Source organism: Actinosynnema sp. NPDC050436 (assembly GCF_040655415.1).
In the GTDB taxonomy this organism is placed as follows: domain Bacteria; phylum Actinomycetota; class Actinomycetes; order Mycobacteriales; family Pseudonocardiaceae; genus Actinosynnema.
The window spans coordinates 559,781-586,074 of the sequence record NZ_JBFAJV010000001.1 but is presented as its reverse complement, the minus strand read 5'-3'; the positions used below and the strand labels follow the sequence as shown (position 1 = coordinate 586,074).

The 26,294-nt window shown below is 72.0% G+C and carries 21 protein-coding genes and 4 riboswitches; of the genes, 3 read left to right on the top strand and 18 right to left on the bottom strand.

Features of this window, described 5'->3' with window-relative positions; genetic code table 11:
* Positions 1-117: 117 nt before the first annotated feature.
* A riboswitch (cobalamin riboswitch) is annotated at positions 118-292 on the bottom strand.
* A 951-nt stretch (positions 293-1,243) separates the two neighbouring features.
* Positions 1,244-1,651, top strand: coding sequence for a hypothetical protein (locus AB0I60_RS02415; protein WP_360725339.1), 408 nt, complete (start codon positions 1,244-1,246; stop codon positions 1,649-1,651).
* Between the two features lie 190 nt (positions 1,652-1,841).
* Here AB0I60_RS02415 and AB0I60_RS02410 read toward each other — a convergent pair whose 3' ends face one another.
* From AB0I60_RS02410 to AB0I60_RS02375, 8 genes are all read right to left on the bottom strand, one after another.
* A complete protein-coding gene (locus AB0I60_RS02410) occupies positions 1,842-3,140 on the bottom strand; it encodes an aminotransferase class III-fold pyridoxal phosphate-dependent enzyme (protein ID WP_360725337.1) in 1,299 nt (432 codons plus the stop codon).
* On the bottom strand, positions 3,137-4,417 hold the full coding sequence (locus AB0I60_RS02405) for an aminotransferase class III-fold pyridoxal phosphate-dependent enzyme (protein ID WP_360725335.1): 1,281 nt from the start codon (positions 4,415-4,417) through the stop codon (positions 3,137-3,139). The genes AB0I60_RS02410 and AB0I60_RS02405 overlap by 4 nt, the downstream gene beginning before the upstream one ends.
* Positions 4,414-5,967 (bottom strand): aldehyde dehydrogenase family protein, encoded by a 1,554-nt coding sequence (locus tag AB0I60_RS02400; protein ID WP_360725333.1) that lies wholly within the window; start codon positions 5,965-5,967, stop codon positions 4,414-4,416. Before AB0I60_RS02400 ends, AB0I60_RS02405 begins: the two co-directional genes overlap by 4 nt.
* 537 nt (positions 5,968-6,504) lie before the next feature.
* Positions 6,505-7,281, bottom strand: a complete 777-nt coding sequence (locus AB0I60_RS02395; RefSeq protein ID WP_360725331.1) for an enoyl-CoA hydratase — start codon at positions 7,279-7,281, stop codon at positions 6,505-6,507.
* Positions 7,278-8,147 (bottom strand): 3-hydroxyisobutyrate dehydrogenase, encoded by an 870-nt coding sequence (mmsB, locus tag AB0I60_RS02390; RefSeq protein WP_360725329.1) that lies wholly within the window; start codon positions 8,145-8,147, stop codon positions 7,278-7,280. The genes AB0I60_RS02395 and mmsB overlap by 4 nt, the downstream gene beginning before the upstream one ends.
* Complete coding sequence (locus tag AB0I60_RS02385; protein ID WP_360725327.1) at positions 8,144-9,154, bottom strand: enoyl-CoA hydratase/isomerase family protein; 1,011 nt, start codon at positions 9,152-9,154, stop codon at positions 8,144-8,146. Before AB0I60_RS02385 ends, mmsB begins: the two co-directional genes overlap by 4 nt.
* A complete protein-coding gene (locus AB0I60_RS02380) occupies positions 9,154-10,290 on the bottom strand; it encodes an acyl-CoA dehydrogenase family protein (protein WP_360725325.1) in 1,137 nt (378 codons plus the stop codon). Before AB0I60_RS02380 ends, AB0I60_RS02385 begins: the two co-directional genes overlap by 1 nt.
* Before the next feature lie 4 nt (positions 10,291-10,294).
* A complete protein-coding gene (locus tag AB0I60_RS02375; protein WP_360725323.1) occupies positions 10,295-11,800 on the bottom strand; it encodes a CoA-acylating methylmalonate-semialdehyde dehydrogenase in 1,506 nt (501 codons plus the stop codon).
* A gap of 175 nt (positions 11,801-11,975) precedes the next feature.
* Positions 11,976-12,161, bottom strand: a riboswitch (cobalamin riboswitch).
* 120 nt (positions 12,162-12,281) lie between these two features.
* Positions 12,282-12,419, top strand: a riboswitch (cobalamin riboswitch).
* A 55-nt stretch (positions 12,420-12,474) separates the two neighbouring features.
* Here AB0I60_RS02375 and AB0I60_RS02370 point away from each other — a divergent pair.
* Positions 12,475-13,473: a prenyltransferase/squalene oxidase repeat-containing protein gene (locus tag AB0I60_RS02370; protein WP_360725321.1), complete on the top strand. Its 999-nt coding sequence runs from the start codon at positions 12,475-12,477 to the stop codon at positions 13,471-13,473.
* Positions 13,474-13,519: 46 nt separating this feature from the next.
* Here the strand turns inward: AB0I60_RS02370 and AB0I60_RS02365 are convergent, their stop codons facing one another.
* The 9 genes from AB0I60_RS02365 to AB0I60_RS02325 all read right to left on the bottom strand — a co-directional run bounded on the left by AB0I60_RS02365 (position 13,520) and on the right by AB0I60_RS02325 (position 23,718).
* Positions 13,520-14,386, bottom strand: a complete 867-nt coding sequence (locus tag AB0I60_RS02365; protein WP_360725319.1) for an ECF transporter S component — start codon at positions 14,384-14,386, stop codon at positions 13,520-13,522.
* Positions 14,383-15,984, bottom strand: a complete 1,602-nt coding sequence (locus AB0I60_RS02360) for an ATP-binding cassette domain-containing protein (protein WP_360725317.1) — start codon at positions 15,982-15,984, stop codon at positions 14,383-14,385. The genes AB0I60_RS02365 and AB0I60_RS02360 overlap by 4 nt, the downstream gene beginning before the upstream one ends.
* A complete protein-coding gene (locus tag AB0I60_RS02355; protein WP_360725315.1) occupies positions 15,981-17,105 on the bottom strand; it encodes an energy-coupling factor transporter transmembrane component T in 1,125 nt (374 codons plus the stop codon). Before AB0I60_RS02355 ends, AB0I60_RS02360 begins: the two co-directional genes overlap by 4 nt.
* 1 nt (position 17,106) lies before the next feature.
* Positions 17,107-18,060, bottom strand: coding sequence for an ABC transporter substrate-binding protein (locus AB0I60_RS02350; protein ID WP_360725313.1), 954 nt, complete (start codon positions 18,058-18,060; stop codon positions 17,107-17,109).
* On the bottom strand, positions 18,057-18,917 hold the full coding sequence (locus tag AB0I60_RS02345; RefSeq protein WP_360725311.1) for an ABC transporter substrate-binding protein: 861 nt from the start codon (positions 18,915-18,917) through the stop codon (positions 18,057-18,059). The genes AB0I60_RS02350 and AB0I60_RS02345 overlap by 4 nt, the downstream gene beginning before the upstream one ends.
* Positions 18,914-21,445, bottom strand: a complete 2,532-nt coding sequence (locus AB0I60_RS02340) for a hypothetical protein (RefSeq protein ID WP_360725309.1) — start codon at positions 21,443-21,445, stop codon at positions 18,914-18,916. The genes AB0I60_RS02345 and AB0I60_RS02340 overlap by 4 nt, the downstream gene beginning before the upstream one ends.
* Before the next feature lie 4 nt (positions 21,446-21,449).
* A riboswitch (adenosylcobalamin (AdoCbl) riboswitch) is annotated at positions 21,450-21,595 on the bottom strand.
* Between the two features lie 72 nt (positions 21,596-21,667).
* A complete protein-coding gene (locus AB0I60_RS02335; RefSeq protein WP_360725307.1) occupies positions 21,668-21,907 on the bottom strand; it encodes a hypothetical protein in 240 nt (79 codons plus the stop codon).
* A gap of 109 nt (positions 21,908-22,016) precedes the next feature.
* Entirely contained in the window at positions 22,017-22,709 is a 693-nt protein-coding gene (locus tag AB0I60_RS02330; protein ID WP_360725305.1) for a GntR family transcriptional regulator, read from the bottom strand.
* A gap of 430 nt (positions 22,710-23,139) precedes the next feature.
* Positions 23,140-23,718, bottom strand: a complete 579-nt coding sequence (locus AB0I60_RS02325; RefSeq protein ID WP_360725745.1) for a BTAD domain-containing putative transcriptional regulator — start codon at positions 23,716-23,718, stop codon at positions 23,140-23,142.
* Between the two features lie 210 nt (positions 23,719-23,928).
* On the opposite strand from AB0I60_RS02325, the gene AB0I60_RS02320 reads away from it, so the two are divergent.
* The gene (locus AB0I60_RS02320) at positions 23,929-24,750 is read left to right on the top strand and encodes a serine protease (protein WP_360725303.1); all 822 of its coding nucleotides are present in this window, start codon (positions 23,929-23,931) and stop codon (positions 24,748-24,750) included.
* An 87-nt stretch (positions 24,751-24,837) separates the two neighbouring features.
* Here the strand turns inward: AB0I60_RS02320 and gdhA are convergent, their stop codons facing one another.
* Positions 24,838-26,184 (bottom strand): NADP-specific glutamate dehydrogenase, encoded by a 1,347-nt coding sequence (gene gdhA, locus AB0I60_RS02315; RefSeq protein ID WP_360725301.1) that lies wholly within the window; start codon positions 26,182-26,184, stop codon positions 24,838-24,840.
* Positions 26,185-26,294 lie beyond the last annotated feature (110 nt).

Sequence of the window (26,294 nt, the reverse complement as noted above, 5' to 3'; positions counted from 1 at the left end):
CGAGTCCACGTGGACCTGCGGGAGCGCACGACAAGCCACGACCGACACCGGTCGGACTCGGCGATGACCCACCCGCGAGGTCGCTGCCAGCACCCCGCGGTCGCAGGGTGCACAGCGGGCAGGTCTTCGGACTCGTGGGCGCTCCGGCGCACGCCGGGTTCCTACTGGCCGTCGCTTCCCAGGCCCGGCGGGGCCCAGTGCTCGTCTCCGCGGAGACAGACGGCGGTCGTTCCCACTCACCGCTGCGGGGCAGTCCCGGACTCGCACCGGGTTCCCTCTTGCCTCGGCCACCGCACTCCTCCTGCGGCGGCCGAACCTGCTGCCCCGCCACTGTAGCGGCTCGCGGCCCGGTGGCACCCGATCGGTCCCAGCCTGCGGACACCGCGGTCTGGTCGCCGCTACGGGACCGTTCAGCCGGTCGCCCCTCCCCGACGGGGCCCGCGTCGCGGGGATCGCGGCGGCGCATCGCCCGGGGGTCTCCCGCACCTGATGCGCGCTCACGACCAGCGGCGGACCGAACAGCAGGCATCGCCGTCCGACCCGTTGCCACGACCCGTGGCGCGTGACGAGGTTCCGCCCGGTCGGCCTGCAGGGGACCGCCCGTCCGGGGTGGCCCCGACCGGGTGGTGTGAAGCTGTGCGTGAACCCGCCGACCGCGATGGCGTGGTGCACCTCGACCGGGCACATGACAGGTCGAGCGGCCGTTCCGGGCTGGCCACCGGCCGACCGCCGCGCACGCCGTCGTGTCCGCACGCGCAACGGGGGTGGAGGCGGTTGAACAACATGCGCCCCGATTTGTGGTTGTGACTCGGGTCACACACCTTTCCGGGTCGGTGTCCGGGAAGTGATTCATCACCCGTCCGGAGCAGTTTGGGGGAGTGGGACGCACTCGGGCGGCCGATGGGGATGACAAAGCGCAGCACCGCCTTTCGAGTGGCCTTCCGGGGGCGCTTGTGCGAACTCCACGGTTTACACCAGCACATCGGTGGCCGATCCATCGGCTCGTTCCCCGGATCACACCTGTGGCGTAGTTTGAACCCGTGTCGCCGTCATAAGAGTAAAAATCGGCGATACGGCCCTGATCGGTTCCGGCGGACGATCGGCGCAACGCCGCGCGGACGAGCGGATCAATCCAACGGCAGGTGAACGGTACTCGAAGAAATTGCCTCTTCCATGCCCCGGTCGGCATCTGGTTTCTTTCTCCTGGCAGATCGCACCACCCCTTCAGGAAACGGAGACCGAGTTGTTCAAGCGCATCGCCACCGCCGCCACCGCCGTCACGTTCGCCGCCCTGGCCGCCCTCGGTACCGCCGGTACCGCCTCCGCCACCGGCACGCCGAGCGCCTCCTGCATCAACTCCGACCCGACCGGCCTGGTCAACGTCATCGTGTGCACCATCAACACCACCGTGCAGGTGCCGATCGACCTGCCCGACTCGGTCATCACCATCGGCGACATCGCCAGCGGCAACGACATCGACGTGCTCACCAACGCCGAGCTCAACGCGGTCCAGGTCGTCATCAAGGACGTCCTGAACAACCTGACGGTGGAGGACAACCTGATCTTCAAGAGCGCGGTGGTCGACGCGCTGAACAACGCGGACATCATCGACGACATCGACATCTCGAAGGTCCTGGTCGACATCCTCTGACCGGACCGCCGCGCCCGGTGGCACAAGTGCCGGGTCGAAGGGGTCGGGCGGCCACCAGCCGCCCGACCCCCTTTCGGCGTTCGTTCCGGGGGTGGCGCGACGCGTCGCCGGTAAATCAATAACGGACTGTCGCAGTCCCCGTGGAAATGTCACACATTATTGTGGAAGCTGTTCCGGGATACGTCGTCCGTCACTGCCCGAGAACCACGCGGACAGCGGCGGCGCACCGTTGCGCCATCTCCTCAACCTGATCGGTGCTCACGACCAGAGGAGGGCCGAACAGCAGGACGTCGCCGTCCGACCCGTTCGCGCAACCCGTGGAGTGGTAGAGCAGGAGGCCGTGGTCCCTGGCCGCCGCCACGACGCGTTCGGCGACGCGCGCCGACCGGGGGAACGGACGGCGGCTCGGGCGGTCGGCGACCAGCTCCACGCCGCGCAGCAGGCCCAACCCCCGGATGTCGCCCACGGCCGGGTGGTCGCCGAGCCGGTCGCGCAGCGCGCGGTCCAGCGCGTCACCGAGCCCGGCCGACCGCGCCACCAGGTCCCGCCCGGCCAGCACGCGAAGCACCGCCCGCCCGGCGGCGGCCCCGACCGGGTGGTGGGAGTAGGTGAAGCCGTGCGTGAACCCGCCGGCGGCGATGGTGTCGTGCACGCGTCCCGAGCACACCGCCAGGCCGAGCGGCCAGTAGCCCGCCGCCGCGCCCTTGCCCGCCACCAACACGTCCGGCCGCAGTCCCCAGTGCTCGCAGGCGAACCATCGGCCGGTGCGCCCGAACCCGGTCATCACCTCGTCGGCGATGAGCAGCACGCCCCGCCGCCGGCACACCTCCGCCACGGCCGGCCAGTACTCGTCGTCGGGCACGCACGCGCCCAGCGCCGCGCCGGCCACCGGCTCGGCGATGAACGCGGCCACGTCGTCGCCGATCAGGGCGTCCAGCTGCGCGGCGTGCCAGCGCCCGCACCCGGTCGGGTGGGACGGCGCGGCACACCGGTACTCGTAGGGCGTGGTGGTGTGCCGGGCCTGGCCGAGCCACGGCAGGTACGGGGCCCGCAGGCCCGTGCGCCCGGACGCGTCCAGCGCGCCCCGGCTGTTGCCGTGGTACGAGCCGTGCCTGCCGATGACCACGTGCCGGTCCTCGCCCCGCGCCAGGTGGTAGGCGCGGGCCATCTTCAACGCGGTCTCCACGGCCTCGCTGCCGCCGGACACGGGGTAGACGCGGGGATCGTCCACCGGCAGCAGCGGGGCCAGCTCGTCGGCGTAGGCGTCGAGCTCGTCGGTGCGGAACGCGGTGCCGTGCACGTAGGCGACCTGCCGGGCCTGGCGGGCGATCGCGTCCACCACCTCCCGGACGCCGTGGCCGACGGAGGTGACCACCGCGCCGCCGGACCCGTCGAGGTAGTGCCGGCCGTCGCGGTCGACGATCACGGCACCCTCGGCGTGCGACGCGGTGGGCAGCCCCGTGCCCCGTCCGAAGACGTGTCGGCTCACCCGGCCACCGCGTCGACGGCGTCGGCGAACAGCCGCAGCGCGGTGTCTGCCTCCTCGGCGGTCACGACCAGCGGCGGCGACAGCCGGATGCTGCTCTCACCGCACTCCAGCACCAGCAGGCCGCGTTCGAACGCCTCCTGCTGCACGGCTTCGGCGTGCTCGGCGGTGTCGAACTCGACGCCGATCATCAACCCGACCCCGCGCACGTCCACCACCAGACCGGGGTGCCGGGCCCGCAGCGCGCGCAGGCCGGTGAGCAGCCGGTCGCCGACTGCGGTGGCGTTGGCGAGCAGGCCCTCCTCTTCGATGGCCGCCAGCGTGGCCAGGCCCGCCGCGCACGGCACCGGGCTGCCGCCGTAGGTCGAGCCGTGCGCGCCCGCGCCCCAGCTCTCCATCAGCTCGGCGCGGGCCAGGAACGCGCCCAGCGGCAGGCCCGACGCGAGCCCCTTGGCGCTGATCAGCACGTCCGGCCGAACGCCGGTGTGCTCGATCGCCCACATCTTCCCGGTGCGCCCCGCGCCCGACTGCACCTCGTCTGCCACGAGCAGGATGCCGTGCCGGTCGCACAGCTCCCGCAGCCGGGCCAGCCAGCCGGGCGGCGGCACCAGGTAGCCGCCCTCGCCCTGGATCGGCTCCACGAACACCGCCGCGACCTCGTCGGCGGGCACCTGGTGGCGGAACAGGACGTTCTCGATGTGGTCGAACGTGGCGTCGCTGCCGTAGGGCGCGTGCACGACACCGGGCAGCAGCGGGCCGAACCCCTTGTGATACTTGGCCTTCGACGCGGTGAGGGTCACCGCGCCGTAGCTGCGGCCGTGGAACGCGCCGAAGAAGCTGATCACGTACGGCCGCCCGGTGGCGTGGCGCACCAGCTTGAGCGCGCCCTCGACCGCCTCCGCGCCGGAGTTGGTCAGGAACACCCGCACCGGGCCGTCGATCGGCGCGGTGTCCGCGAGCGCCCGGCACATGCGCGAGTAGATCGGCAGGTAGAAGTCGCTGGCGGAGTAGTGCAGCAGCTCCCCGCTCTGCTCCCGGATCGCCGCGACCACCCCGGGGTGGGCGTGGCCGGTCGAGTTGACCGCGATGCCGGCGTTGAAGTCCAGGAACAGGTTGCCGTCCACGTCCTCGATGACGCAGCCCCGGCCCCGGCGCGGCACCAGCGGGTAGGCCCGGGGCAGCGACCGGCTGGTCACCGCCAGGTCGCGGTCGAGCACCTCGCGGGCGCGCGGGCCCGGCAGTTCGGTGCGGATCAGCGGTGCGGTGCGCGTGGTGGTCATCGGGCCACCACCGTGCGGGACTGCTCGCGCAGGTACTGCTGGACGTAGTGCACTCCGCCGCCCGCCTTCCCCGAACTGCCCGACCCCTTCCAACCGCCGAACGGTTGCACGCCCGGCCACGCGCCCGTGGTCGCGCCGGCCGCCCGGTTCACGTACACCACACCCGCCTCGATCTCGTCCAGGAAGCGCTCGACTTCGGCGTCGTCACCGGAGAACAGCCCTGCGGTCAGGCCGTAGTCGGTGTCGTTGGCCAGTGCCAGCGCCTCGTCCAGGGAGTCCACGGGCGCGACGGCGACCAGCGGCACGAACAGCTCGTCGCGGAACAACCGGTCCTGCGTCGGCAGGTCGGTGATCACGGTGGGCAGGACGAAGTGCCCGTCCGCCCGTCCTTCGTCCCGGCGCAGCAGCTCGCCGCCCGCGACGACCCGGCCGTGCTCACGGGCGTGCTCGACGGCGTCGCGGAAGCGGTCCACGGCGTCCGCGTCGATCACCGGCCCGACGAAGACGTTGCGCTGGGTCGGATCGCCGACCACCAGCTCACCCGCCCGCGCGGCCAGTTTGTCCACCAACGCCGAGTGGACGGCCCGGTCGACGTAGACCCGGGAGCAGGCCGAGCACTTCTGCCCGGAGAACCCGAACGCGGACCGCGCGATGCCGGCGGCGGCCACGTCGAGGTCGGCGCTCGCGGTCACGATCGCCGCGTTCTTGCCGCCCATCTCGCACAGCACCGGCTTGGGGTGGCGCGTGGAGAACTCGCGGTGCACCGCCTTGCCCGCTGCGGAGGAGCCGGTGAAGGTCAGCCCGTCCACACCGGGGTGCGCGACGAGCGCCCGCCCCACCTCGTCACCGCCGGGCACCAAGGCGAGCACCGGCTCCGGCAGGCCCGCCTCGCGCAGGCACTCGACCAGCTTGGCGGCGGTGAAAGTGCCTTGTCGGCTGGGTTTGAGCACGACCGCGTTGCCGGCGACCAGGGCTGCACCGGCCGGTCCGGCGGCCAGTGCCATGGGGAAGTTGAACGGGCTGATCACGCCCCACACCCCGTACGGGCGCAGGACGCTGCGCGTCCGCTCCACCTCGGACAGCTGTTCCATGTCCTGGGCGAAGCCGTCGTGCTGCTCGAATTGCGCGCAGTAGTAGCGGATCAGGTCGGCGGACTCCTCGACGTCGCCGAGTGCTTCCAGCCGGTTCTTGCCGACCTCCATGCTCATCAGGGCGGCGAGCTCGCTGGAGCGCTCGCTGATCAGGTCGGCTGCGGCGCGGAGCACGGCGACCCGCTCCGGCCACGGTGTCGCGGCCCAGGTCTTCGCGGCGCGTGCGGCGGAGCACACGGCCCGGTCCACATCGGACTGCGTGGCGGAGTGCGCGGTGCACAGCAGGATCGAGGTTTCGCTTGGGCTGGTGACGGTGAAGGCGGGTCCGGTGGCGAACTCGCCCGTCACGGTCGTGCCGAGCCAGGATTTCGCGGTGCGGACGCCGTGCTCGTAGGCGGTGTGCAGGTCTTCGTTGTCTGCGGTCAGCGTCGCGTAGGTCACGCGGAACCGGGACGTCATCGTGCTTCTCCTTCAGGGCATGGCGAAGGACGCCTACCGGATGGCAGGCGTGACACAGGAGGATGACGTCAGGAAGAAGTCCAGCCGCCCAGCGCACGCGGCATCAAGAGTCGCCGTTCGCTGAAGGGGCCCATCGGTGAACTCCATCGTCGTGGATCTCGACCGGTGGCCGGGCCTCATGCCCGGCCTCGTCTTTACGCTTCGTTTATAGCAAGAGAACTCCGCCGTGCACACCCCTCAGCCTGAGATGCGGTCCGAGGGCACGTGCGGCGTTGCCCGCCGAGCGAGGACGAGCGGGTTCGGGTGGGGAGCGAGCCGGGAGGTGCCGGGCGCGGTGGCAGCGGCCAGGTGTGGCGCAAGCGGTGTCGGGTGCCGACCACCCGGTCGCCGCGCAGCGCGACGTGAGCGCCGTCGACGGCGGCGTCCACCCGCGGGAGGGCAGCCACAGCCGATCGATGCGGCACACCGCTCTTCCACGGCGGGATCATCGCGCGTCTCCGGGGTGCCGGGCCGGACACCGTCCGGCCCGGCACGCCGTCACCCGTGGAAGCGTGCCGGGCGCTTCTCGGAGAACGCCGCCATTCCTTCCTTCTGCGCGGCGGTGGCGAAAGTGGCGTGGAAGACCCTGCGCTCGAACAGGATTCCCTCGGACAGCGTGGTCTCGAAGGCGCGGCCGACCGCCTCCTTGGCCAGCCGCGCGGCGGTGGTGGCCATGCCGGCCACGGTGGAGGCGACCGCGACCGCCTCCTCCAGCAGCCGGTCGGCGGGCACCACCCGCGAGACCAGGCCGGCGCGTTCGGCCTCGGCGGCGTCGATCCGCCGCCCGGTCAGCACGAGGTCCATGGCCTTGGCCTTGCCGATCGCCCGAGTCAGCCGCTGCGAGCCGCCCATGCCGGGCAGCACGCCGAGGGTGATCTCGGGCTGGCCGAACTTCGCGGTGTCGGCGGCGATCAGGATGTCGCACATCATGGCCAGCTCGCAGCCGCCGCCCAGGGCGTAGCCCGAGACGGCGGCGATCAGCGGGGTGCGGACGCGTCCGAGGGCGTCCCACCCGGCGAACCAGTCGGCGGCGAACACGTCGTCGAAGGTCTGGTCCTGCATCTCTTTGATGTCCGCACCGGCGGCGAACGCCTTGGCCGACCCGGTGACGACGATCGCGCCCACGGACGAGTCGCGGTCGAGTTCGGCCGCGAGCCCGGTCAGCTCGGTCATCACCTGGAGGTTGAGCGCGTTGAGCGCCTGCGGCCGGTTGAGCGTGATCACCGCGACGCGGTCGGCGGGGCGGTCGAGGAGGATCGTGTCGTAGGTGGTCATGCGCGGTCCTTCCGCAAGGTGGTGACGATCGCGGAGAAGTCCCGGCCGGGGCCGTCGTGCTCCACGAACCGCCGGTAGGCGTCGAAGGCCGCACGGCCGAACGCGGTGTCCACGCCGTGCCGGCGGGCGGTTTCGTCCGCCAGGCCGAGGTCCTTGAGCATCAGCCCGCTGGCGAAACCGCCGGCGTAGTCGCGGTTCGCCGGGCTGGTGGGGACGGGGCCGGGCACCGGGCAGTTGGTGTTGAGGGCCCAGCACTGCGCCGAGGAGGTGCTGGCCACGTCGAACAGCGCCTGGTCGGTCAGACCGAGCGCTCGGCCCAGCGCGAACGCCTCCGCGACGGCGATCATCGACACGCCGAGGATCATGTTGTTGCAGATCTTCGCCGCCTGGCCGGAACCGGTGTCGCCGCAGCGCACCACCCGCGACCCCATCGCCAGGAGGACGGGCTCGGCCACGTCCACCGACTCCGCCGGTCCGCCCGCCATGAAGGTCAGGGTGCCCGCCGCCGCGCCGACCACGCCGCCGGACACCGGGGCGTCCACGGCGCGGTGCCCGGCGGCGGCGGCCAGTCCGGCCGCCGCGCGGGCGTCGGCGACGTCGATGGTGGAGCTGTCGATGAGCAGCACGCCGGGTTTGAGCGCGGGCAGGATCTCCGCGTAGCACTCCAGCACGTGTCGGCCGCTGGGCAGCATGGTGACCACGACATCGGCCTCGCGGACCGCCTCGGCCGCGCCGGGGACGCGGTGCACCCCTTCCGCGCCGGCCTGGGGGAGTGGGTCGTAGCCGTCCACCTGGTAGCCGTGCGCGACGAGGTTGGCGGCCATCGGGCCGCCCATGTTGCCCAGTCCGAGGAACCCGATGATCACCGCCCGCCTCCGTTCAGCGTGAAGGGGATCTCCGGTTCGGCGAAGTGTGCGGCGACCAGCTCCTCGTCCACCGCGGACAGCGTGGCCGGCCGCCACTGCGGGTTGCGGTCCTTGTCGATGATCTGGGCCCGGATGCCCTCGGCGAGGTCGTGGCCGCGCAGGCACGCCGCGGAGACCCGGTATTCCTGCTCCAGCACGGATTCCAGGTCGGGCAGCGCCTTCGCGCGGCGCAGCGCGGCCAGGGTGACCTTGAGCGAGGTGGGCGACTTGGCGCGGATCTCCTTGGCGGTGGCGTCCTCGCCGTGCTCGGCGAGCCGGCGCAGGACCTCCTCGACGGTGTCGACGGAGAAGCACGCGTCGATCCAGGACCGTTGGGCGGCCAGTCGGGACGTCCCGGCCGGCACGGCGTGCTCGGCGGCGGGTTCGCCGCGGCGCAGCGCGTCGAGCCGCTCGGCCGGGACCACCAGGTCGGCGAGCCCACAGTGCACCGCATCGGCGGCGTCGAGCACCGCGCCGGTCAGCGCGGCGTAGGTGCCGAGTTCGCCGGGGGCTCGGGAGAGCAGGTAGGTGCCGCCCACGTCGGGCACCAGCCCGATGCCGACCTCGGGCATGGCGAGCTTGGTGCGTTCGGTGACCACGCGCACCGAGCCGTGCGCGGAGACGCCGACGCCGCCGCCCATGACCACGCCGTCCATCAACGCGGTGTAGGGCTTGGGGAATCGGGCGATGCGGGCGTTCATGCGGTATTCGTCGGCCCAGAACGCGAGGGTGCCGGTGCCGCCGCCGCGCGCGTCGTCGTGGATCGGCCGGATGTCGCCGCCCGCGCACAGCCCGCGCTCGCCGGCGCCGTCCACGACCACCGCGCGCACACCGTCGTCGTCGGCCCACTCGACCAGCGCGGCGTCGATGGCGCGCACCATGGCGTGGTCGAGCGCGTTGAGCGCCTTGGGGCGGTTGAGGGTGATGCGGCCGAGTCGGCCCTCGACCCGGATCAGGACGTCCTCCATCAGGCAGCCCCCAGCATTCCGCGTGCCACGATGACCCGCATGATCTCGTTGGTCCCTTCCAGTATCCGGTGCACCCGCAGGTCCCGGACGATCTTCTCGACGCCGTACTCGGCCAGGTAGCCGTAGCCGCCGTGCAGTTGCAACGCCTCGTCGGCGACCTTGTAGCCGGTGTCGGTGGCGAACCGCTTCGCCATCGCGCACAACTGGGTCGCGTCCGGTGTGCCGTCATCCAGCGCGGAAGCGGCCCGCCACAACAAGGTCCGGGCCGCCTCCAGTTCGGTGCGCATGTCGGCCAGCCGGAACCGCAGAGCCTGTGCGGTGCTCAGTGCGGCGCCGAACGCCTCGCGGTCGCCCAGGTAGGCGACCGACTTGTCGAGCGCGGCCTGTCCGCCGCCGAGCGAGCACGCGGCGATGTTGAGCCTACCGCCGTCCAGCGCGGACATCGCGACGGCGAAACCGCCGCCCTCCGCGCCGATCCGGGCGCTCGCCGGCACCCGAACGCCCTCCAGCACGACCTGGCGCGTCGGCTGGGCGTTCCACCCCATCTTGACCTCGTTGGGGCCGAAGGACAGCCCGGGCTCGCCACCGCGCACGACGAACGCCGAGATCCCCTTTGCCCCGGCCGCGCCGGTGCGGGCGAACACCACGTACACGTCGGAGGCACCCGCGCCGGAGATGAACTGCTTCACCCCGTCGAGGACGTAGGAGTCGCCGTCGCGCCGGGCGGTCGTGCGGATCGCCGCCGCGTCCGAACCCGCGCCGGGCTCGGTCAGGCAGTAGCTGCCCAAGATCCGCATCGAGCACAAGTCGGGCAGCAGCGTGGCGCGTTGCTCCTCGGTGCCGTGCCGGTCGATCATCCACGCCACCATGTTGTGGATCGACAGGTAGGCGGCGATGGACGGGCAGCCGCCCGCCAGCGCCTCGAACACCACTGCGGCGTCCAGGCGGCCCAAGCCCGAGCCGCCGACATCCTCGGCGACGTAGATGCCGCCCATGCCGATCTCGGCCGCTTTGCGCAGCACGTCCACCGGGAAGTGCTTGGCCTGGTCCCACTCCACCGCGTGCGGGGCCAGGTGCTCGGCGGCGAAGTCGGCCGCCGTCTCGCGCAGCGCGAGCTGGTCGTCGTTGAGTCGCATCGGCTCAGCCCATGACCGGGATGGTGAAGCCGGCCTGTTCCTTGACCCCGCCCGACCATCGCTGCGTGACCGTCTTCGTCTTGGTGTAGAAGCGGATCGAGTCCGGGCCGTGCTGGTTGAGGTCGCCGAAACCGGACCGCTTCCAGCCGCCGAAGGTGTGGTAGGCGACCGGGACCGGGATCGGCACGTTCACCCCGACCATGCCGGTGTTGACCCGGGAGGTGAAGTCGCGCGCGGTGTCGCCGTCCCGGGTGAAGATCGCCACCCCGTTGCCGAACTCGTGCTCGCTGGGCAGCCGCAACGCCTCCTCGTAGTCCGCCGCGCGCACGACCGACAGCACCGGCCCGAAGATCTCCTCCCGGTAGATCCGCATCTCCGGCGTGACCCGGTCGAACAGCACCGGTCCGAGGTAGAACCCGTTCTCATAGCCCGGGACCGCGACGTCGCGCCGGTCCACGACCAGCTCCGCGCCCTCGGCGACGCCGCTGTCCACGTACTCGCGCACCCGGCGGACCGCGTCGGCGGTCACCAGGGGACCGAAGTCGGCGTTCTCGTCGTGCGACGCGCCGACGTTGAGCGTCCGCACCCGGTCGGCGAGCTTGGCCACGAGCGCGTCGGCGGTCTCCTCGCCGACCGGCACGGCCACCGAAATCGCCATGCAGCGCTCGCCCGCCGAGCCGTAGCCCGCGCCGACCAGCGCTTCCACCACGTTGTCCAGGTCCGCGTCCGGCATCACGACCATGTGGTTCTTCGCACCGCCGAAGCACTGCGCCCGCTTGCCCGACGACGTCGCGGTGTCGTAGACGTGCTTGGCGACCGGCGTCGAGCCGACGAACCCCACGGCGGCGACGTCCGGGTCGGCCAGCAGCGCGTCGACCGCGACCGCGTCGCCGTTGACCACGCTGAACACCCCCGGCGGCAACCCGGCCTCGGAGAACAGCTCCGCCAACCGCAACGGCACCGACGGGTCGCGCTCGGAGGGCTTGAGCACGAACGCGTTGCCGCACGCGATCGCCGGACCGGCCTTCCACAGCGGGATCATCGCCGGGAAGTTGAAGGGCGTGATCCCGGCGACCACGCCCAGCGGCTGCCGCATCGAGTACACGTCGATCCCAGTACCCGCGGACTCGGTGAACTCGCCCTTGAGCAGGTGCGGGATGCCGGCCGCGAACTCCACCACCTCCAGCCCCCGCTGGACGTCGCCACGCGCGTCGGCGATCGTCTTGCCGTGCTCCGAGGCCAGGACCGTGGCCAGGAAGTCGACCTCGTCGCGCACGAGTTCGAGGAACCGCATCAGAACCCTGGCCCGCCGCTGCGGGTTCCACCGCGCCCACTCGGTCTGCGCACGACCGGCCTCGACCACTGCGGCGCGCACCTCCTCCGCCGAGGCCAGCGGGACTCGCGCGACGACACTGCCGGAACTGGGCTCGAACACGTCGGCGAACCGGCCGGACGAGCCCGGGGTCCGCTTGCCGCCGATGAAATGGGTCAACTCGGGTGTGCTGGACATGCTCACTCCGCGTGGAAAGGGCGCCGCCGCCTCGTGGGCGCGGCGCGAGGTGAGCCGACCGCTGCCTCGGCGGCCGGGGACGAGGAGGAGCCGCTACCCGGGCACCTGGAGACGACGCGGGCCTGCTGACGCGTGACATGCCGATGCGGACATGCGTGTCGCTCCATCCTCGTGGACTACACGGGACATCCGCGGCCGGTATCCTGACTCCCGGATCACCACCCGTCCCCGACCTTCCCGGCTCGCGCCAGTGGCCATCGCGTGGGGACGGACTCCCCGGTCACAGTGGCGGGACCGTGCCGGACTCGCACCGGCTTCCCTGCACCGCGGACCTGAGGACACCATAAAGTAGGAAGTCCGACTATGTCGACTGGTGGCGATCCGCCTGGATCGTGACCGGTGACCCAGGTCTCGCCGGCAACCGGCGCACCGCTCCGGGTACCCGTACCCGGCGCACCGAATGGCCGATGCTTCACGCGGCCACGAGTGGCACGCTTGTCGCATCAACTGAATGCGCGGTGGTGGGGGAAGCCGGTGGGAGTCCGGCGCTGACCCGCAACGGTGTGCCGTCCCGGGTGGACGGCGAGCCCGAGTACCCGCTCCGTGCCTTCTGCCCACTCCTGTCGTGGTTCGCGGGAAAGGTCCCATCGTCCATGAGACGTCGTGTTTCTGCTGTGTTCACCCTGTTGTGCGGCCTGCTGCTGCTCGCGCCGGCGGTCGCCTCCGCCACGCCGGTCACCCACAACCGCGCCGACGCCGCCGCCGGCTGGCTGGCCCGCCAGATGGCCGACGGCGAACGGCTCGAAGTCGATTTCGGTGGTGTGCTCTACCCGAGTCAGGGGCTGACGATCGACGCGGTGTTCGCGTTCGCCGCGACCCGCACGGCCGACGACTACGCCGACCGTGCGATCGCGTGGCTCGGGCAACCCGCCGTCACCACCGGCTACGTGGGCTCGGGCGGTGAGGCGTACGCGGGTGCGCACGCCAAGCTCCTGCTCGCCGCCGAGGTGGCGGGGAAGAACCCGAACTCGTTCGGCGGCGTGGACCTGGAGGCCGGGTTGCGCGCGCTGCTCACCCCGTCGGGCCGGTTCTCCGACGTCTCTGCGTTCGGTGACTACAGCAACGCGTTCAGCCAGTCGCTGGCCTTGCTGGCGTTGGACCGCACGGCGGCGGGTGCGCCGGTCGTGGCGGTGGACTTCCTGGTCGGTACGCAGTGCCCGGACGGCGGGTTCCCGCTCGATCTCGCGGCCACGCCGTGCGTGAGCGACGTGGACTCCACTGCGATGGTCACCCAGGCGTTGCAGGCGGTCGGCCGGCCGCTCAGGGCCCAGCAGGGCCTGTCCTGGCTGGTGGGTGTGCAGAACGTGAACGGCGGCTTCGGCGTGGGCGCGAACCCGCCCAACTCGAACAGCACCGGCCTCGCGGGGCAGGCGCTCAAGGCCGGTGGCCGGCTCGTGGCCGCGCACAAGGCCAAGCAGTTCCTCAAGAGCCTCCAGGTCGGCTGCTCCGGCCCGGTGGAGCAGCGTGGTGCGATCGCTTACCAGGCCACGGGTTTCGATCCGGCGACGGTGACCAGGGCGACCGCGCAGGCGGTCCTCGGCGTTGCCGGGGTCGCGCTGTTCGACCTGCACAGCGGCGGCCAGGGCGAGGCCCCGGTTCTCGCGTGCGCGTGACCGGCTGAACGGTCGTGCGCGGCGGTCCCCGGACCGCCGCGCACGATCAGCGGGACGACTTCGCCGGTGCGGGCGACCCGATGTCGCCGAACGTCGGCAGCACGCCGTGCGACGCCTTGCGCGAGGCGCGTCGCAGCGTGGACAGCACGGCCGGGCCGATCACCAGGATGGCGACCGTGTTGGTGATCGCGCGTCCGGTGTCCCAGCCGGCCGTGGAGGTGAGCAGGGTGAACACGGCGAAGCGGTGCAGGTTGTCCAGGACCGGTGCGCCCGGCACGTAGGAGATGTGGCCGTCGTAGTAGTCGACCTCGGCTCCGGTGATGAACGGCCAGAACCACAGGTTCATGAGGAAGCCGAAGACGTAGGCGACGAAGATGCCGTAGCCGACGAGCATCGCGATCTCGGCCTTGCCGGTCACCCGGCGGGGCAGCAGGCCCGCGCCCATCCCGATCCAGGCCGAGCACAGCATCTGGAACGGCAGCCACGGCCCCACGCCGGCGGTGAGCAGTGCGGACGCGAACAGCGACGTGCAGCCCAGGACGAAGCCGAAGCCCGCGCCGAACACCCGCCCGGCCAGCACCAGCAGGAAGAACACCGTCTCGATCCCCGCGACGCCCGCGCCCAACGGCCGCAGTGCCGCGTTGACCGCCGACAGCACCCCCAGCAGCGCCAACGCCTTGGCGTCCATGCCGCCTTCGGACAGTTCGGCCAGCACGATGACGATCAGCACCGGCAGGATGCCCAGGAAGATGAACGGCGCGTCCGGCCCGTGCTGCATGGACTGCGGTTCGACCCGCACCAGCAACGGCCACACGAACATCATCAGCCCGGCGAGCGAGGCCAGTCCCAGCACGACCGCCGAGCGCGGGCCGATTCGCACCACCCGGCCTGCGTCGCTCCAGTCCCGGCTCACGACGCCACCCCGGTTCGCGCGGCACGGACGTCGGCGACGGTGAGCCAGTCCGGGCCCAGGATCTTCGCGACCTGCGGGGCGAACGCGGGGGAGCCGCCCAGGACCTCGGTGGTCGGCCCGTCGGACACGATCTCGCCCTCGGCCATCACCACGGCCCGATCCGCGACCGTGGCGACGAACTCGACGTCGTGGGTGGCGACCACGACCGCCCGCCCCTCGGCGGCCAGGTCGGCGATGATCCGGGCGAGGTTGGCCTTCGCGGTGTAGTCCAGGCCCCGGGTGGGTTCGTCGAGCAGCATCACCGGCGGCGCGGCCGAGAGCTGCACCGCCAGCACCAGCGCCAGCCGCTGACCCTCGGACAGGTCACGGGGATGCCGGTCGGCGACGATGTCCGGGGCGATCCGGTCCAGCAGCGCGCGGCACGTGCCCGGCGCGGCGTTCGACTCCGCGTCGGCGGCGGCGCACTCCCCGGCGACGGTCTCCAGGTACAGCAGGTCGCTCGCGGTCTGCGGGACCAGGCCGACGAGCCTGCGGGCGTCCGCCGCGCTCCCGGCCTTGGGATCCCTGCCCGAGACGCGGACGGAGCCGGCGTGGCGGGGGCCGGAGCCTTGCAACGCCCACAGCAGTGAGGACTTGCCGGACCCGTTGCGGCCCATCAGTGCGACGACCGCGCCGGCGGCCAGGTCGAGGTCGACGCCGCGCACCGCCACAGCGGGCCCGTAGCGCACGACGACGTCACGGGCCGCCAGCACGGTCTCACCAAGCGAGTTGCTGCGCACCGGGGGAGAGCCGAGAGCGTCGCGCAGGGGCGCTGCCAGGCGGCGGGCGTCGCGGACCGACAGCGGCAGCGGTTCCCAGCCGGCGAGCCTGCCCAGTTCCACGATCGGTGGCGCGATCGGGGCGGTGCGCAGGATGTCGGCCGGCGATCCGGCTTCGACGGACCGGTCCCCGGGCACGAACACCATCCGGTCGGCGAACGGCACGACCCGTTCCATCCGGTGTTCGGCCATCAGCACTGTGGTGCCCAGGTCCTGCACCAGTCGGGCGAGGGTGGCCAGGACGTCCTCGGCGGCGGTCGGGTCCAGCGCGGAGGTGGGCTCGTCGAGCACCAGCACCTTGGGGTGGGTGGTGAGCACCGAGCCGATGGCCACCCGCTGCTGCTGGCCGCCCGACAGGCTGCGCAGGGCGCGGCGGCGCAGGTCGGCGATGCCCAGCAGGTCCAGCGTCTCCTCCACCCGGCGGCGCATCACCTGCGGGGCCAGGCCGAGCTGTTCCATGCCGTAGGCGAGTTCCTCCTCGACGGTGTCGGTGACGAAACCCGCCAGCGGGTCTTGGCCCACCACACCGACCAGGTGCGCGAACTCCCGGGGCGGGCGTGACCGGGTGGTCGCGCCGTCGACCGAGACCAACCCGTCCAGGTGCCCGCCGGTGAAGTGCGGCACCAGGCCGTTGACCATGCCGAGCAGGGTCGACTTGCCCGTGCCGGTGCGGCCTGCGACCAGCACCAGCTCCCCCTCCTCGACCCGGAGGTCCACATCGCACAGCACCGGTTCGGACTGCCCGTGGTACCAGAAGGAGACCTCGTTCCACTCGATCACGCAGTCACCTCGACGGTGTCAGGGGCCGCGTGGGCGTGCGGCGGTTCGGGCGGCGGGGACAGGAACGCGGGCGCGACCCCCAGCACCACGCCCAGCAGCGGCGGCCACGACAGCAGCGGCCAGGACAGGGTGATCAGAGAGGGGTTGAGGTTGGTCGGGTCGACGCTGGAGGTCGTGAACAGCACCACCGCCACCCCGATCCCGCAGGCGGCGACCACGAACTCGGGCGCGTGCCAGCGGTCGGGCCGGTACCGGGTGCGCCGGACCCGCCGGCCCGCGAAGTGGAAGCCCACCAACCCCACCGCCGTGCCGAGCGCCAACATCGGAGCCGCGAGGAACCTCGGGGTGGAGCCGTCGAGGGTGGCGTAGACGCCGACGCACAGCCCGATCAGGCCGACGATCATCAACGTCCCGGTGGCGATCCGCTGCCGCGCGTCGACCAGCGCCGAACGCCCGTAGCCGCGCGAGTCCATCGAGGAGGCCAGCCGCAGCGAGCGGTCCAGAGCGTCCTCCAACACCGGGATCATGATCGTGTGGATGGCCTGGAAGCGTTTCCGGCTCACACCGCCGCGCAGCTTGCGGGCACGGCGGACCCGCAGCACGCTCTCGGCGAGTTGCGGGAACACCGACAGGGCGACCACCACGGCGGTGCCCATCTCGTACAGCGCGGGCGGCAGCGCCTTGAGCAGGCGCTTGGGGTTGGCCAGTGCGTTGGCCGCGCCCAGGCAGATCACCATGGTGGCCAGCCGCAGCCCGTCGTAGAGCCCGCCCAGCACCGATTCCGCCGAGACGTCGCCGAACAGCCGGATTCCCGCCGCCCACTCGGGCAGCGGGACCTCGGGCAACCGCAGGATGATCGTGCTCCCCTCCGCGCCGCCGAAGACGAACCGGAAGAACACCCGCACGGCCACGATCACCGCGCCCAGCACCAGGTACATCCGGAACGCCAAGGCCCACGGCGCTTCGGTGCGCCGGGCGACCACGACGTAGCAGACGACCGCGACGACGGTCAGCAGCAGCCACGGGTTGGTCGTGCGGCTCGCCGCGACCGCCAACCCCAGCGCCCACAGCCACCACGCAGCGGGGTGCAGGTCGCGCGGCAGGAAGTACGTCGCCCGCACGCTAGGAATCCCGCGCCCGTCTGCGACGACCGGCCATCAGCAACGTCCCCGCACCCAGCAACGCGACCAGCCCGGCGGCCGCCCACGGCGCGAAGTCGCTCGCTCCCGACTGCTCCTTGACGACCTGGTTGATGTCCGGAGCGTTCTGCCCGCCGTCGAACGCCACATTCTCGCCTGGGTCCCGAGCGGCCGACTTGGGCGACGGGCTCTGGCGTGGTTTGGGCGGGGGCAGCGCCGCGGTCCCGGTGCCGCGCGCGGTCGTGCCGGCAGCTTCCGGGGCCTCGGTGTCCTGTCCCCGGCCACCCGTCCGTCCCTGCTCGCCCTGCGGGTCGGAGGGGAGGTCTGGTTGTTGCTCGTCCGGGTCGTCGGAACTGGGCCTGCCCTCGTCCGGCGCGACGCAGGGTTGGCCTTCCGTGCCGGGGCGCACCGCCGCAACGCGTGGGACGGGGTTGGTGTCGGCGGTGGCGTTCAACGAGAACGACCAGCCCTCGAACCCGCCGGGGACGAACTTGCGGTTCTTCACCCCCCACTGGCTGTACTCCCACGCGCAGTTGTTGCCCGCGTGCCAGTACGACCAGTACCCCGCGGCCGGCGGCGTGTCGAGGCACGCCTCCTGGTAGCCCTCGTTCCCCTTCACGGGGATCGCCTCCACGGCCGAGGGCCGGTTCTCGATGCGGCAGATGAACGCCTCGCCCCACCGCTGCACGCCGTTGACCTGGAAACCGGCGCCCTTCATGGCGTCGAGACCGGTCCCCCTCGTGGTCTGCGGGTTGCAGCGGACCAGGGTGGTGCCGCCCAGCTGCTGGAAGTCGATCACGACGGTGACGCCGGTGCCGGACGGGCAGAACCCCGGTTGGCCCTTGCTCTGGTCGACGGCGTGCGCGCCAGGCGCGGTGGCCACCACCAGGAAGGCGGCGGCCACCGCGCCCGACGCGCGTCGCGCGGTACGCCTCATTGGACCGTCAGGACGGCGGTGCTGTAGACCGTGCCACCCGCACCGGCCGCCTTGATCGTGTAGGTGTACGTGCCCTTCGCGGTCGGCGTGATGCTCTGAGTGCCGCTGGCGGTCAGGGTGCCGGTCCAGCTGCCGCCGCCGGTGGCGGGGGAGGCGGCGTGGGCGGTGACCGCGGTGGCGTTGGTGGACGACCACGTCAGCGTCGTGCTCTGGCCCAGCGTGATCTTCCGGTCGAGGTCGTCCACGGACAGGCTGACGGTCGGGTTGGTCGGGCCGACCGCCGGGTTGGTCGGGGTCACGCCGGGCACCGGGTTGGTGGTGGCAGTCTTGTTCAGCGAGAACGACCAGCCCTCGAACCCTCCCGGGATGACGTTGCGGTTGAGCGCGCCGTAGCTGCTGTAGGTCCACGTCGTACCCGCGCCGTTCGCGTGCCAGTACGACCAGTACGCCTCGGCGGGCGGCGTGACCACGCACGCCTCCTTGTAGTTCGGGTTCGTGGCGCGCGGGATCGTCTCGGTGGAGGCGGGTCGGTTCTCCAACCGGCACACGAAACCCAGACCCCACTGCGCCACCCCGGCGACCGCGATCCCGGCGTCCTGCAACGCCTTGATGCCGGTGCGCGACGTACCCGGGTTGGCGTTGGGGGAGCAGCGGGTGATGGTGGGCGCGGCGGTGCCGCCGTTGCCGTCCAGCTCCTGGAAGTCGATCACGACGGTGACCCCGGTCAGCGCATCACCGCCGGTGCAGATCCCGTTGTAACCCTTGGTCGGGTCGACCGCGCCCGCGTGCGACGCGAGCGCGACGGCGGCCGTCAGCGACACGGCCAGCGCGGACAACGTGGCGAGGACTCGTCTCACGGTGAAACCCCCAGGGTGTTGTTGTTGTTCTTCCGCGTGTGGGAGCGGTGAAGCAGCAGGCCCAGCGCGACGGCCAGCACGATCCCGCTCAGCACGGCCACCGTCCACACCGGAACGGCGCGTTCTTCCGACGCGACCGAGGTGGCCGCGGTTCGCTGGGTCAGCGGGAGCCGTACGGCGGCGGCGACCGGTGAACCCTCGGCGTCCACCCACGACCGCGCGGCCACGCCCGGTGCCGCCGCGACACCGAGAGCCAGGCCGTTCTCGGCGTCGCCCTGGACCTCCTCCAGCACCGCGCCCAGCGACCGCGCGGTCGTGCTCGCGTCCAACCCGACCACCTGTCGCCCGGACGCGGCGGCGGCGCTCTTCACGACATCGGTGTTGCCGTCGCCGTCGAGCACCAGGCCGTCCTCGTCGAGCGCGGAGTTCAACGACTTCACGCCGTCCACGAGTGCCGCCGCACGGTCCGGTGACCAGTTCTCGGGCGCGCTGTCCTCGGTCTTCCCCCGGTCGCGTGGGCGGAGGTTCAGCGCCGCAAGAGCGGTCGCGGTCGCGGTCAGGTCACCTGCGGCGCAGTCGCGATCGTCCAGTTCGACGGGGAAGGAGCCGTCGTCGCAGCGCGATCCGACCAGCACGTCGACCGCCTGCTCGGCCTGCGGCGTGCCGGGAACTGCGACGGTCGCCGCGATGGCCCACGCCTGCCGCCGCGCTGAGTGGTCGGTGTCGGCGAGCGACCCGGTGTCGGTGAACCGGCCGTCGTCGCCGCGAAGGGCAGCCAGGTCCTCGGCCAGCCGGTTGACGATCACGGGTAGGTCGAGCGGGGCTTGGTCGTCGGCTTGGTCGAAGCGGGCGATCAGCGTCAGCTTCGCCAGCGGTTCGGCGTACGCGGCACCGCCGGCCTCGTAGGGCTTGCCGTGGGCGTAGGCGTCGATCGACTCCGGGCGCAGCAGGAACCGCGTGGCGCGCTCGACCGCCTCGCCCTGCTCGCCCAGCGTGCGCAGCGCCAGCACCAGGTCGGCGGTGGCGTCGTAGTCGGTGAAGGTCGAGCCGTCCTGGGTGACCTCGACGTGGTCCCCGCCGACCAGTGCGCCCGCCAGGTACGCGCCGAGCCGGCCGGCCGGGGTCGCCGTGCCGGGCGGGGGTGGGGGTGCCTCCGGCGTGACCACGGCGCGGACACCCCGGCCCGGTGGTGGCGCGGGGTTGCCCTGCCGCACGGTGGGCGCATCCGATTCCGGCCCGGCGGTGCGCGGTGTCCGCTCCGGCTCGGGTTCCGGCTGGGGCGTCGGATCGCCGGGTGGGACGCGGCCCTCGGCCAGGGCGAAGAACCCGACCTGGGACAGGCCCAGCGACGCCTGCGCCCCGGCCCGGATCCAGGTGTCCGTGCCGGCGATCCCGCCGGTGCGGGCCTGCTGGTACTGCTCGGGGTTGTAGGCGATCGCGCCGATGTCGTCGACCAGCGGGGTCTCCGCGTCCGCCGGGGTGGCCTGGGACGCCTTGAGGTACGCGAGACCGTCGGTCACCTCGGCCTCCGCACCACCGGCCTCGGCCAGCGCCTGCACGACCAGGCCGGTGCTGTTGGTGTTGGGCGCTTCGGTGCTCACGCCGCCGCCCCAGCCGCCGTTCTCGTCCTGCTCGCCCTTGAGCCAGGTCACGGCTCGGTCGATCGGGCCGTCCAGACCGCGGTAACCGGCCTTGCGGGCGGCCAGCATGGCGGACAGGGCCAGCCCGGTGGTGTCGCGGTCGGGCGCGGACTTGCCGAACTCCTTGCCCTCGTCGCAGGTCGAGATCTTCATCCCGGTGGAGGTGACGTGGTCGCCGGTCTCGGTGGTCGGGATGTACTCGAAGAAGATCCGGAAGAAGCCCTCCGAGCACTGCTGGGAGACCATCTTGTCGATGGCCATGGCGTCGTTGCTGCCCGCCGCGGCCAGCCCGATCACTGCCAGCGCCTGGCCGAACATGTTGGCGTTGTTGCTGACGATGTCGTTGAACTCGGGTTTCTTGGAGTAGTCGCTGACCCGTCCGATGTCCGGGCCGGAGCGGCGGATGGCGCGCTCGGTCTCGACCACCATGTCGTAGCCGTCGAAGTTCCTCGGGTTGCGGCCGGAGACCTCGGCGGCGACCAGCACCTTCGCCGCCGCCCCGCCGACGATGATCGCGTCGAAGCCCTGGTCGGGGACCAGGCCGTCCCACGTGAAGTAGTCGCTGGCGTGGCCCTGGTCGTCGAGGTAGGACACGATCGGCGCGGCCAGCGCGGCGTCGCCCGAGGCGTGCATGGCGAACAGCGCGTCGATCATGAGCCCGTGGTCGGGCAGAGCGCCGCCCAGCGGGTTGTCGTAGGTGCCCTCGGCCGACAACTGGCGCGCGAGCCAGTGGGAGTTGGCGCTCGCCGCCGGCCGGTCCCGGGCGAGCGCTACGCCGGACGTGGCGACGAGGCCGAGCAGCAGCACGGCGGACAGCGCGGCGAACGACCGGGTGAGCCTGCGGGCCTTCCCGTCGTCGCCTGCGCGAAGGACGGATCGACACCGCATGTCGAACGTCACCCCTGTAGTTCGCGACAGTGGTTGGTCAGGTCATCCGCCCGGGTGTTGACCCGACTCGTCGCCTCACGGCGACCCACGGTTGCGCGACAGTGCCGGATTTCGACCGGCTTCCTCACACAGGGCGGCGTATGGAGTTGTGGAGCGTGGCGAGATTAACACCGTTTTCACCCGATCGGACACCACCGGCCGGGCTATCCGGAGTGCCGTGCGTTACTTCACGACGGCGCGGGTGGCCAGCAGGTCCAAGACCGATCGACGGACGGCGCACTCGTCGTCCGCGGTGGCGGCGACCGCCTCGGCCACCGCGTCGAGCAGGCTCTCCGCGCTCGTCAGCCGTGCCTTGAGCCGGTGGATCTGGGCCGATTGGGCGCCGGCCTGTCGACGCGAGGTGCTGAGCTGCTCATAGACCGCGGCGTCGAGCAGGACGGCGTCGATGCCGTTGACCCGCATTCGGCGTGGTTCGGGAAGCCTGGCCAACGGAGAGCCCTTTCGCGATGCCCGACCTGGACGAAGGTTGTCGGAAGCGACACGGTCGGTCACGCAACGATAGCCGCGCGGGCTATCCGTCGTGCGAGGAACCGTCCATCGCGCGTGGCCCCGCCCCCAGCCGGGACGGCAGTGCGGACAGCACTCCGCGCAACGCCGCGTCCACGTGCCCGCGAGTCTCCCTCGCCGCCGCCTCCTCGTCCCCGTCCGCCACGGCACGGCAGATGGCGGCATGCTCCTCCGCACTGCGCGCCAGCCTCTCCGGGTCACGCCGAGCGAGCTGCCGCAACCGCCGCAGCTGCCCCCGGACCGCGCGCAACGCGTCGACCATGTGCGGATTGCCCAGCGTCGCGTCCACCGCCCGGTCCAACTCCGCCACCAGGACGTAGTACCTGTCCTGATCAAGTGGAGCCGCAGTCGCGAAGCGCTCGTGCAACCGCTCGAACTCGGAGCGCTCGGGCTGCCGGGCGCACAGCCGCGCGGCGTGCGTCTCCAACGCCTCTCGCAACTGGAACAGGTGGACCACGTCGGTCAGTCCCACCTCCGTCACGAACGCCCCGCGCCCCGGCACGACCCGCGCCAGGTTCTCGCGCGCCAAGCGCTGGACGGCCTCTCGCAGAGGTGTGCGCGACACCCCGAGCCGTGCGGCGAGCGTGAGTTCGTTGAGGTGGGTCCCCGGCGACAGCTCCCAGCGCACGATCTCCTCGCGCAACGCTTCGTACGCCTTGTCGGCCTGCCCCACGCGACGCATCCATTCAGTCGACACGCTGTATACCGTCAGTATGCCAAACGGTGGCGGCTGGTGCTGCCGTCGAAGGCGGTGAACTGGTGCTGCTCCCTTCCTTCCCGGACCGCTCCCTCGCCGATGACGCCGAGGAGGGTGCGGCAACGCCGACCCTGGTCGACGGCCGCCGCTCCTGCGGTCCCCGCTGAACGGCGACGGCCGCCATCACCGCCATCCGGCAACGCAGCCAACAGCTGGCCGGACTACGTCCGACCAGCTGCACCGCCTTGTGGCAGCACGGCCCGCTCGGCGGCACACAGGGCGAGGGGCCGACAGCATGGGCGGTCGCCTCGGCGAAGTGGACCAGGCCGCTGATGGCTACGGGCTCGTGGTGCTTGGACGGCAAAGAGGCGCAGGGGGTCGTGCATCCGGCGGCGGTGCGGCACCCGCGCCGCTCGACCATGTCCGCCGATCACGGGTGCCGCATCGTGATCCGCGCGCGGCCGGTGGCATTCCGGTGAGCGCGCCGACCGCGCACGTCGATGTCGGGTCCGGGTGCTGCCGCGATGAGCCGGCCGAGGTGCCGCACCAGCAGGTGCGAGGACTCCGCTGCGGTCATCGGGCTCCCAGAGTCGAGTGGTGCGCGCCGCACTCGGTGGCGAGCGCGGTGAGCCACTGCTTGCTGATGATCAGCACCGTGCAGGTCGAGCCTGCCCGGCAGCAGCCGGGTGACCTGCGCCTCGTCGTGGGCGTTGTCCAGCTCCTCGGCGAGGACGAGCTGCCCGGCGAGGCGCTCGTCCAACGGGTCGTCCTCCGCTGCGGCAGCCGACCCGGCGATCAACGGCTCGTGCCGGTCCAGGCGCAGGGTGATGTCGTTGCGGTGCAGCAGCGCGGCCCACCGCTCCCGGTCCAGCGAACGGCGCACCGCCTCCGCCCAGCCGCCGAGCGCCGGGCTGCGTGGCAGGTCTACCGCCTGCTGCACGAGGTGCAGCGCGCGCCCGTCGTCGTCCTCGGCGTGCGACCTGCCCACCAGCAGCCGGAACCGGTGCAGGTCGACCGCGTCCTCCGCGACGGGCAGCGGTAGCCGCGGGGGTCCGGTCGATGCCCACCCCCGGCACGGCGCCGGCCCGCCCTTGGTAGCGCCGGCACGACCACGGGGGTCGGGCTGCTGCCACCGCCGATGGACCGGGTGTCCGGATGGAACCGTCCACTGTGAACGGACAGGATTGCCTCGTTCGTCGCCAACGTGTGAAGGAAGACCATGTCGAGACTGAAGTCCGTGCGCCGTGGGTTCGTCCGAGCGGCCGGTGTCGTGGTGCTGGGCGCGTTCTGCGCCACCGCGATGACCGGGACCGCCGGTGCGATCGTCAACGGGAAGAACTCCACCGAGCGCTACGAGTTCATGGCCTCGATCCCGGAGACCGTGCCGAGCGCGGACAACGCCAAGGGCGTCTGCGGGGCGTCGTTGGTCCACCCGCGCTGGGTCGTGACGGCGGCGCACTGCGTCGACGCGGAGGGAACGGGCGCGGTGCCGGACGGGACCGTGCGCATCGGCAGCGACCGCCGGACCTCCGGCGGCACCGTCCGGAAGATCGACCGCGTGGTGCGCCACCCCGGCTACCGGTTGGCGCAGCCCAACCGGGGCGACATCGCGCTGGTTCGCCTGGACCGACCGGTCGGCGAGGAGCCGATCCGGATCGCCCACCGGGCGGGCAAGCCCGGCACGCCGACCCGGCTGCTGGGCTTCGGCACCACGGTCGACGACCCCGACCTCACCAAGTGGAGGTTCGCCGAGCGGTTGCAGCAGCTCGACACCCGTCGCGGCACCGGGTCCGAGTGCGCGCCCGGCTACGCCGACCGCACCCGGCTGTGCACGGTCAGCCGGAAGGCCGGTGCCATGGCGTGCATGGGCGACTCCGGCGGGCCGCAGGTCCAGCGCGGCAAGTGGGGCCGCTGGGAGCTGATCGGCGTCACCTCCGGCCCCGGTGACGCGGACAACGTCTGCGGCAACGGTCCGGGCCTGTACACCAACGTGACCGAGTACGCCGACTGGATCGAGAAGACGATCAAGTCGAACCGCTGACCCACGTCGGCCCGTCCGACGTGACCGGGCGTTGCCGCGGCCCCTCGCGCGGCAACGCCCGGTGCCCGCGCCCGGCGCGGGCGGGGGTCAGATCACGCCGAGGGCCAGCATCGCGTCGGCGACCTGGATGAAGCCCGCGATGTTCGCCCCGGCCAGGTAGTTCCCCGGCTTGCCGTACCGGTCGGCCGCTTCCAGGCAGCGGTCGTGGATGCCGTGCATGATGGCGGCGAGCCGCCGCTCGGTGTGGTCGAAGCCCCAGGAGTCCCGGGACGCGTTCTGCTGCATCTCCAGGGCGCTGGTGGCCACGCCGCCGGCGTTGGCGGCCTTGCCCGGGGCGAACAGGACGCCGGCGTCGGCGAACGACCGCACCGCGTCGGGCGTGCACGGCATGTTGGCGCCCTCGGCGACGATGGCGCACCCGTTGCCGATCAGGGTGGCGGCGTCGCGCCCGTTCAGCTCGTTCTGGGTCGCGCAGGGCAGCGCGACGTCGCAGGGCACGTCCCACACCGACCCGCCCTCGACGTACCGGGTGCCGGGCCGGGCCTCGGTGTAGGCGGAGATGCGCGCCCGGCGCTTCTCCTTGACGTCCTTGAGCAGGTCGAGGTCGATGCCCTGCTCGTCGACGACGTAGCCGTTGGAGTCCGAGCAGGCGATCACCGTGCCGCCGAGCTGCCGGACCTTCTCCGCCGCGTAGATGGCGACGTTGCCGGACCCGGAGACCACGACCTTCTTGCCGTCGAACGAGTCGCCCCGGGTCTTGAGCATCTCCTCGACGAAGAACACCGTGCCGTAGCCGGTGGCCTCGGTGCGCACCTGCGAGCCGCCCCAGGTCAGCCCCTTGCCGGTCAGCACGCCGGACTCGTAGCGGTTGGTGATCCGCTTGTACTGGCCGAACAGGTAGCCGATCTCCCGGCCGCCGACCCCGATGTCCCCGGCGGGCACGTCGGTGTGCTCGCCGATGTGCCGGTACAGCTCGGTCATGAACGCCTGGCAGAAGCGCATGACCTCGCCGTCGGAACGGCCCTTGGGGTCGAAGTCCGAGCCGCCCTTGCCGCCGCCGATCGGCATCCCGGTGAGCGAGTTCTTGAAGATCTGCTCGAAGCCGAGGAACTTGACGATGCCCAGGTAGACCGACGGGTGGAAGCGCAGGCCGCCCTTGTACGGGCCGAGCGCGGAGTTGAACTCGACCCGGAAACCCCGGTTGATCCGCACGGACCCGGCGTCGTCGACCCACGGGACGCGGAAGATGATCTGCCGCTCCGGCTCGCACAGCCGGCGGATCACGGCCGCCTCGGCGTACTCCGGGTGCTTGGCGATGACCGGGCCGAGGCTGTCCAGGACCTCGCGCACCGCCTGGTGGAACTCGTCCTCACCGGGGTTGCGGCGCAACACCTCGTCGTAGATGTCGCCCAACTTCTCGTCCAGGATCGGCACCCGTCCACTCCTCGATCACCGTCACCGCCGTGAGTGGGACAAGCGTCCCACTCCGACATTCCACCTCAGAAGGCACGATCCGGCCAGGGTGCGCCCCGGTGACCCTCGTC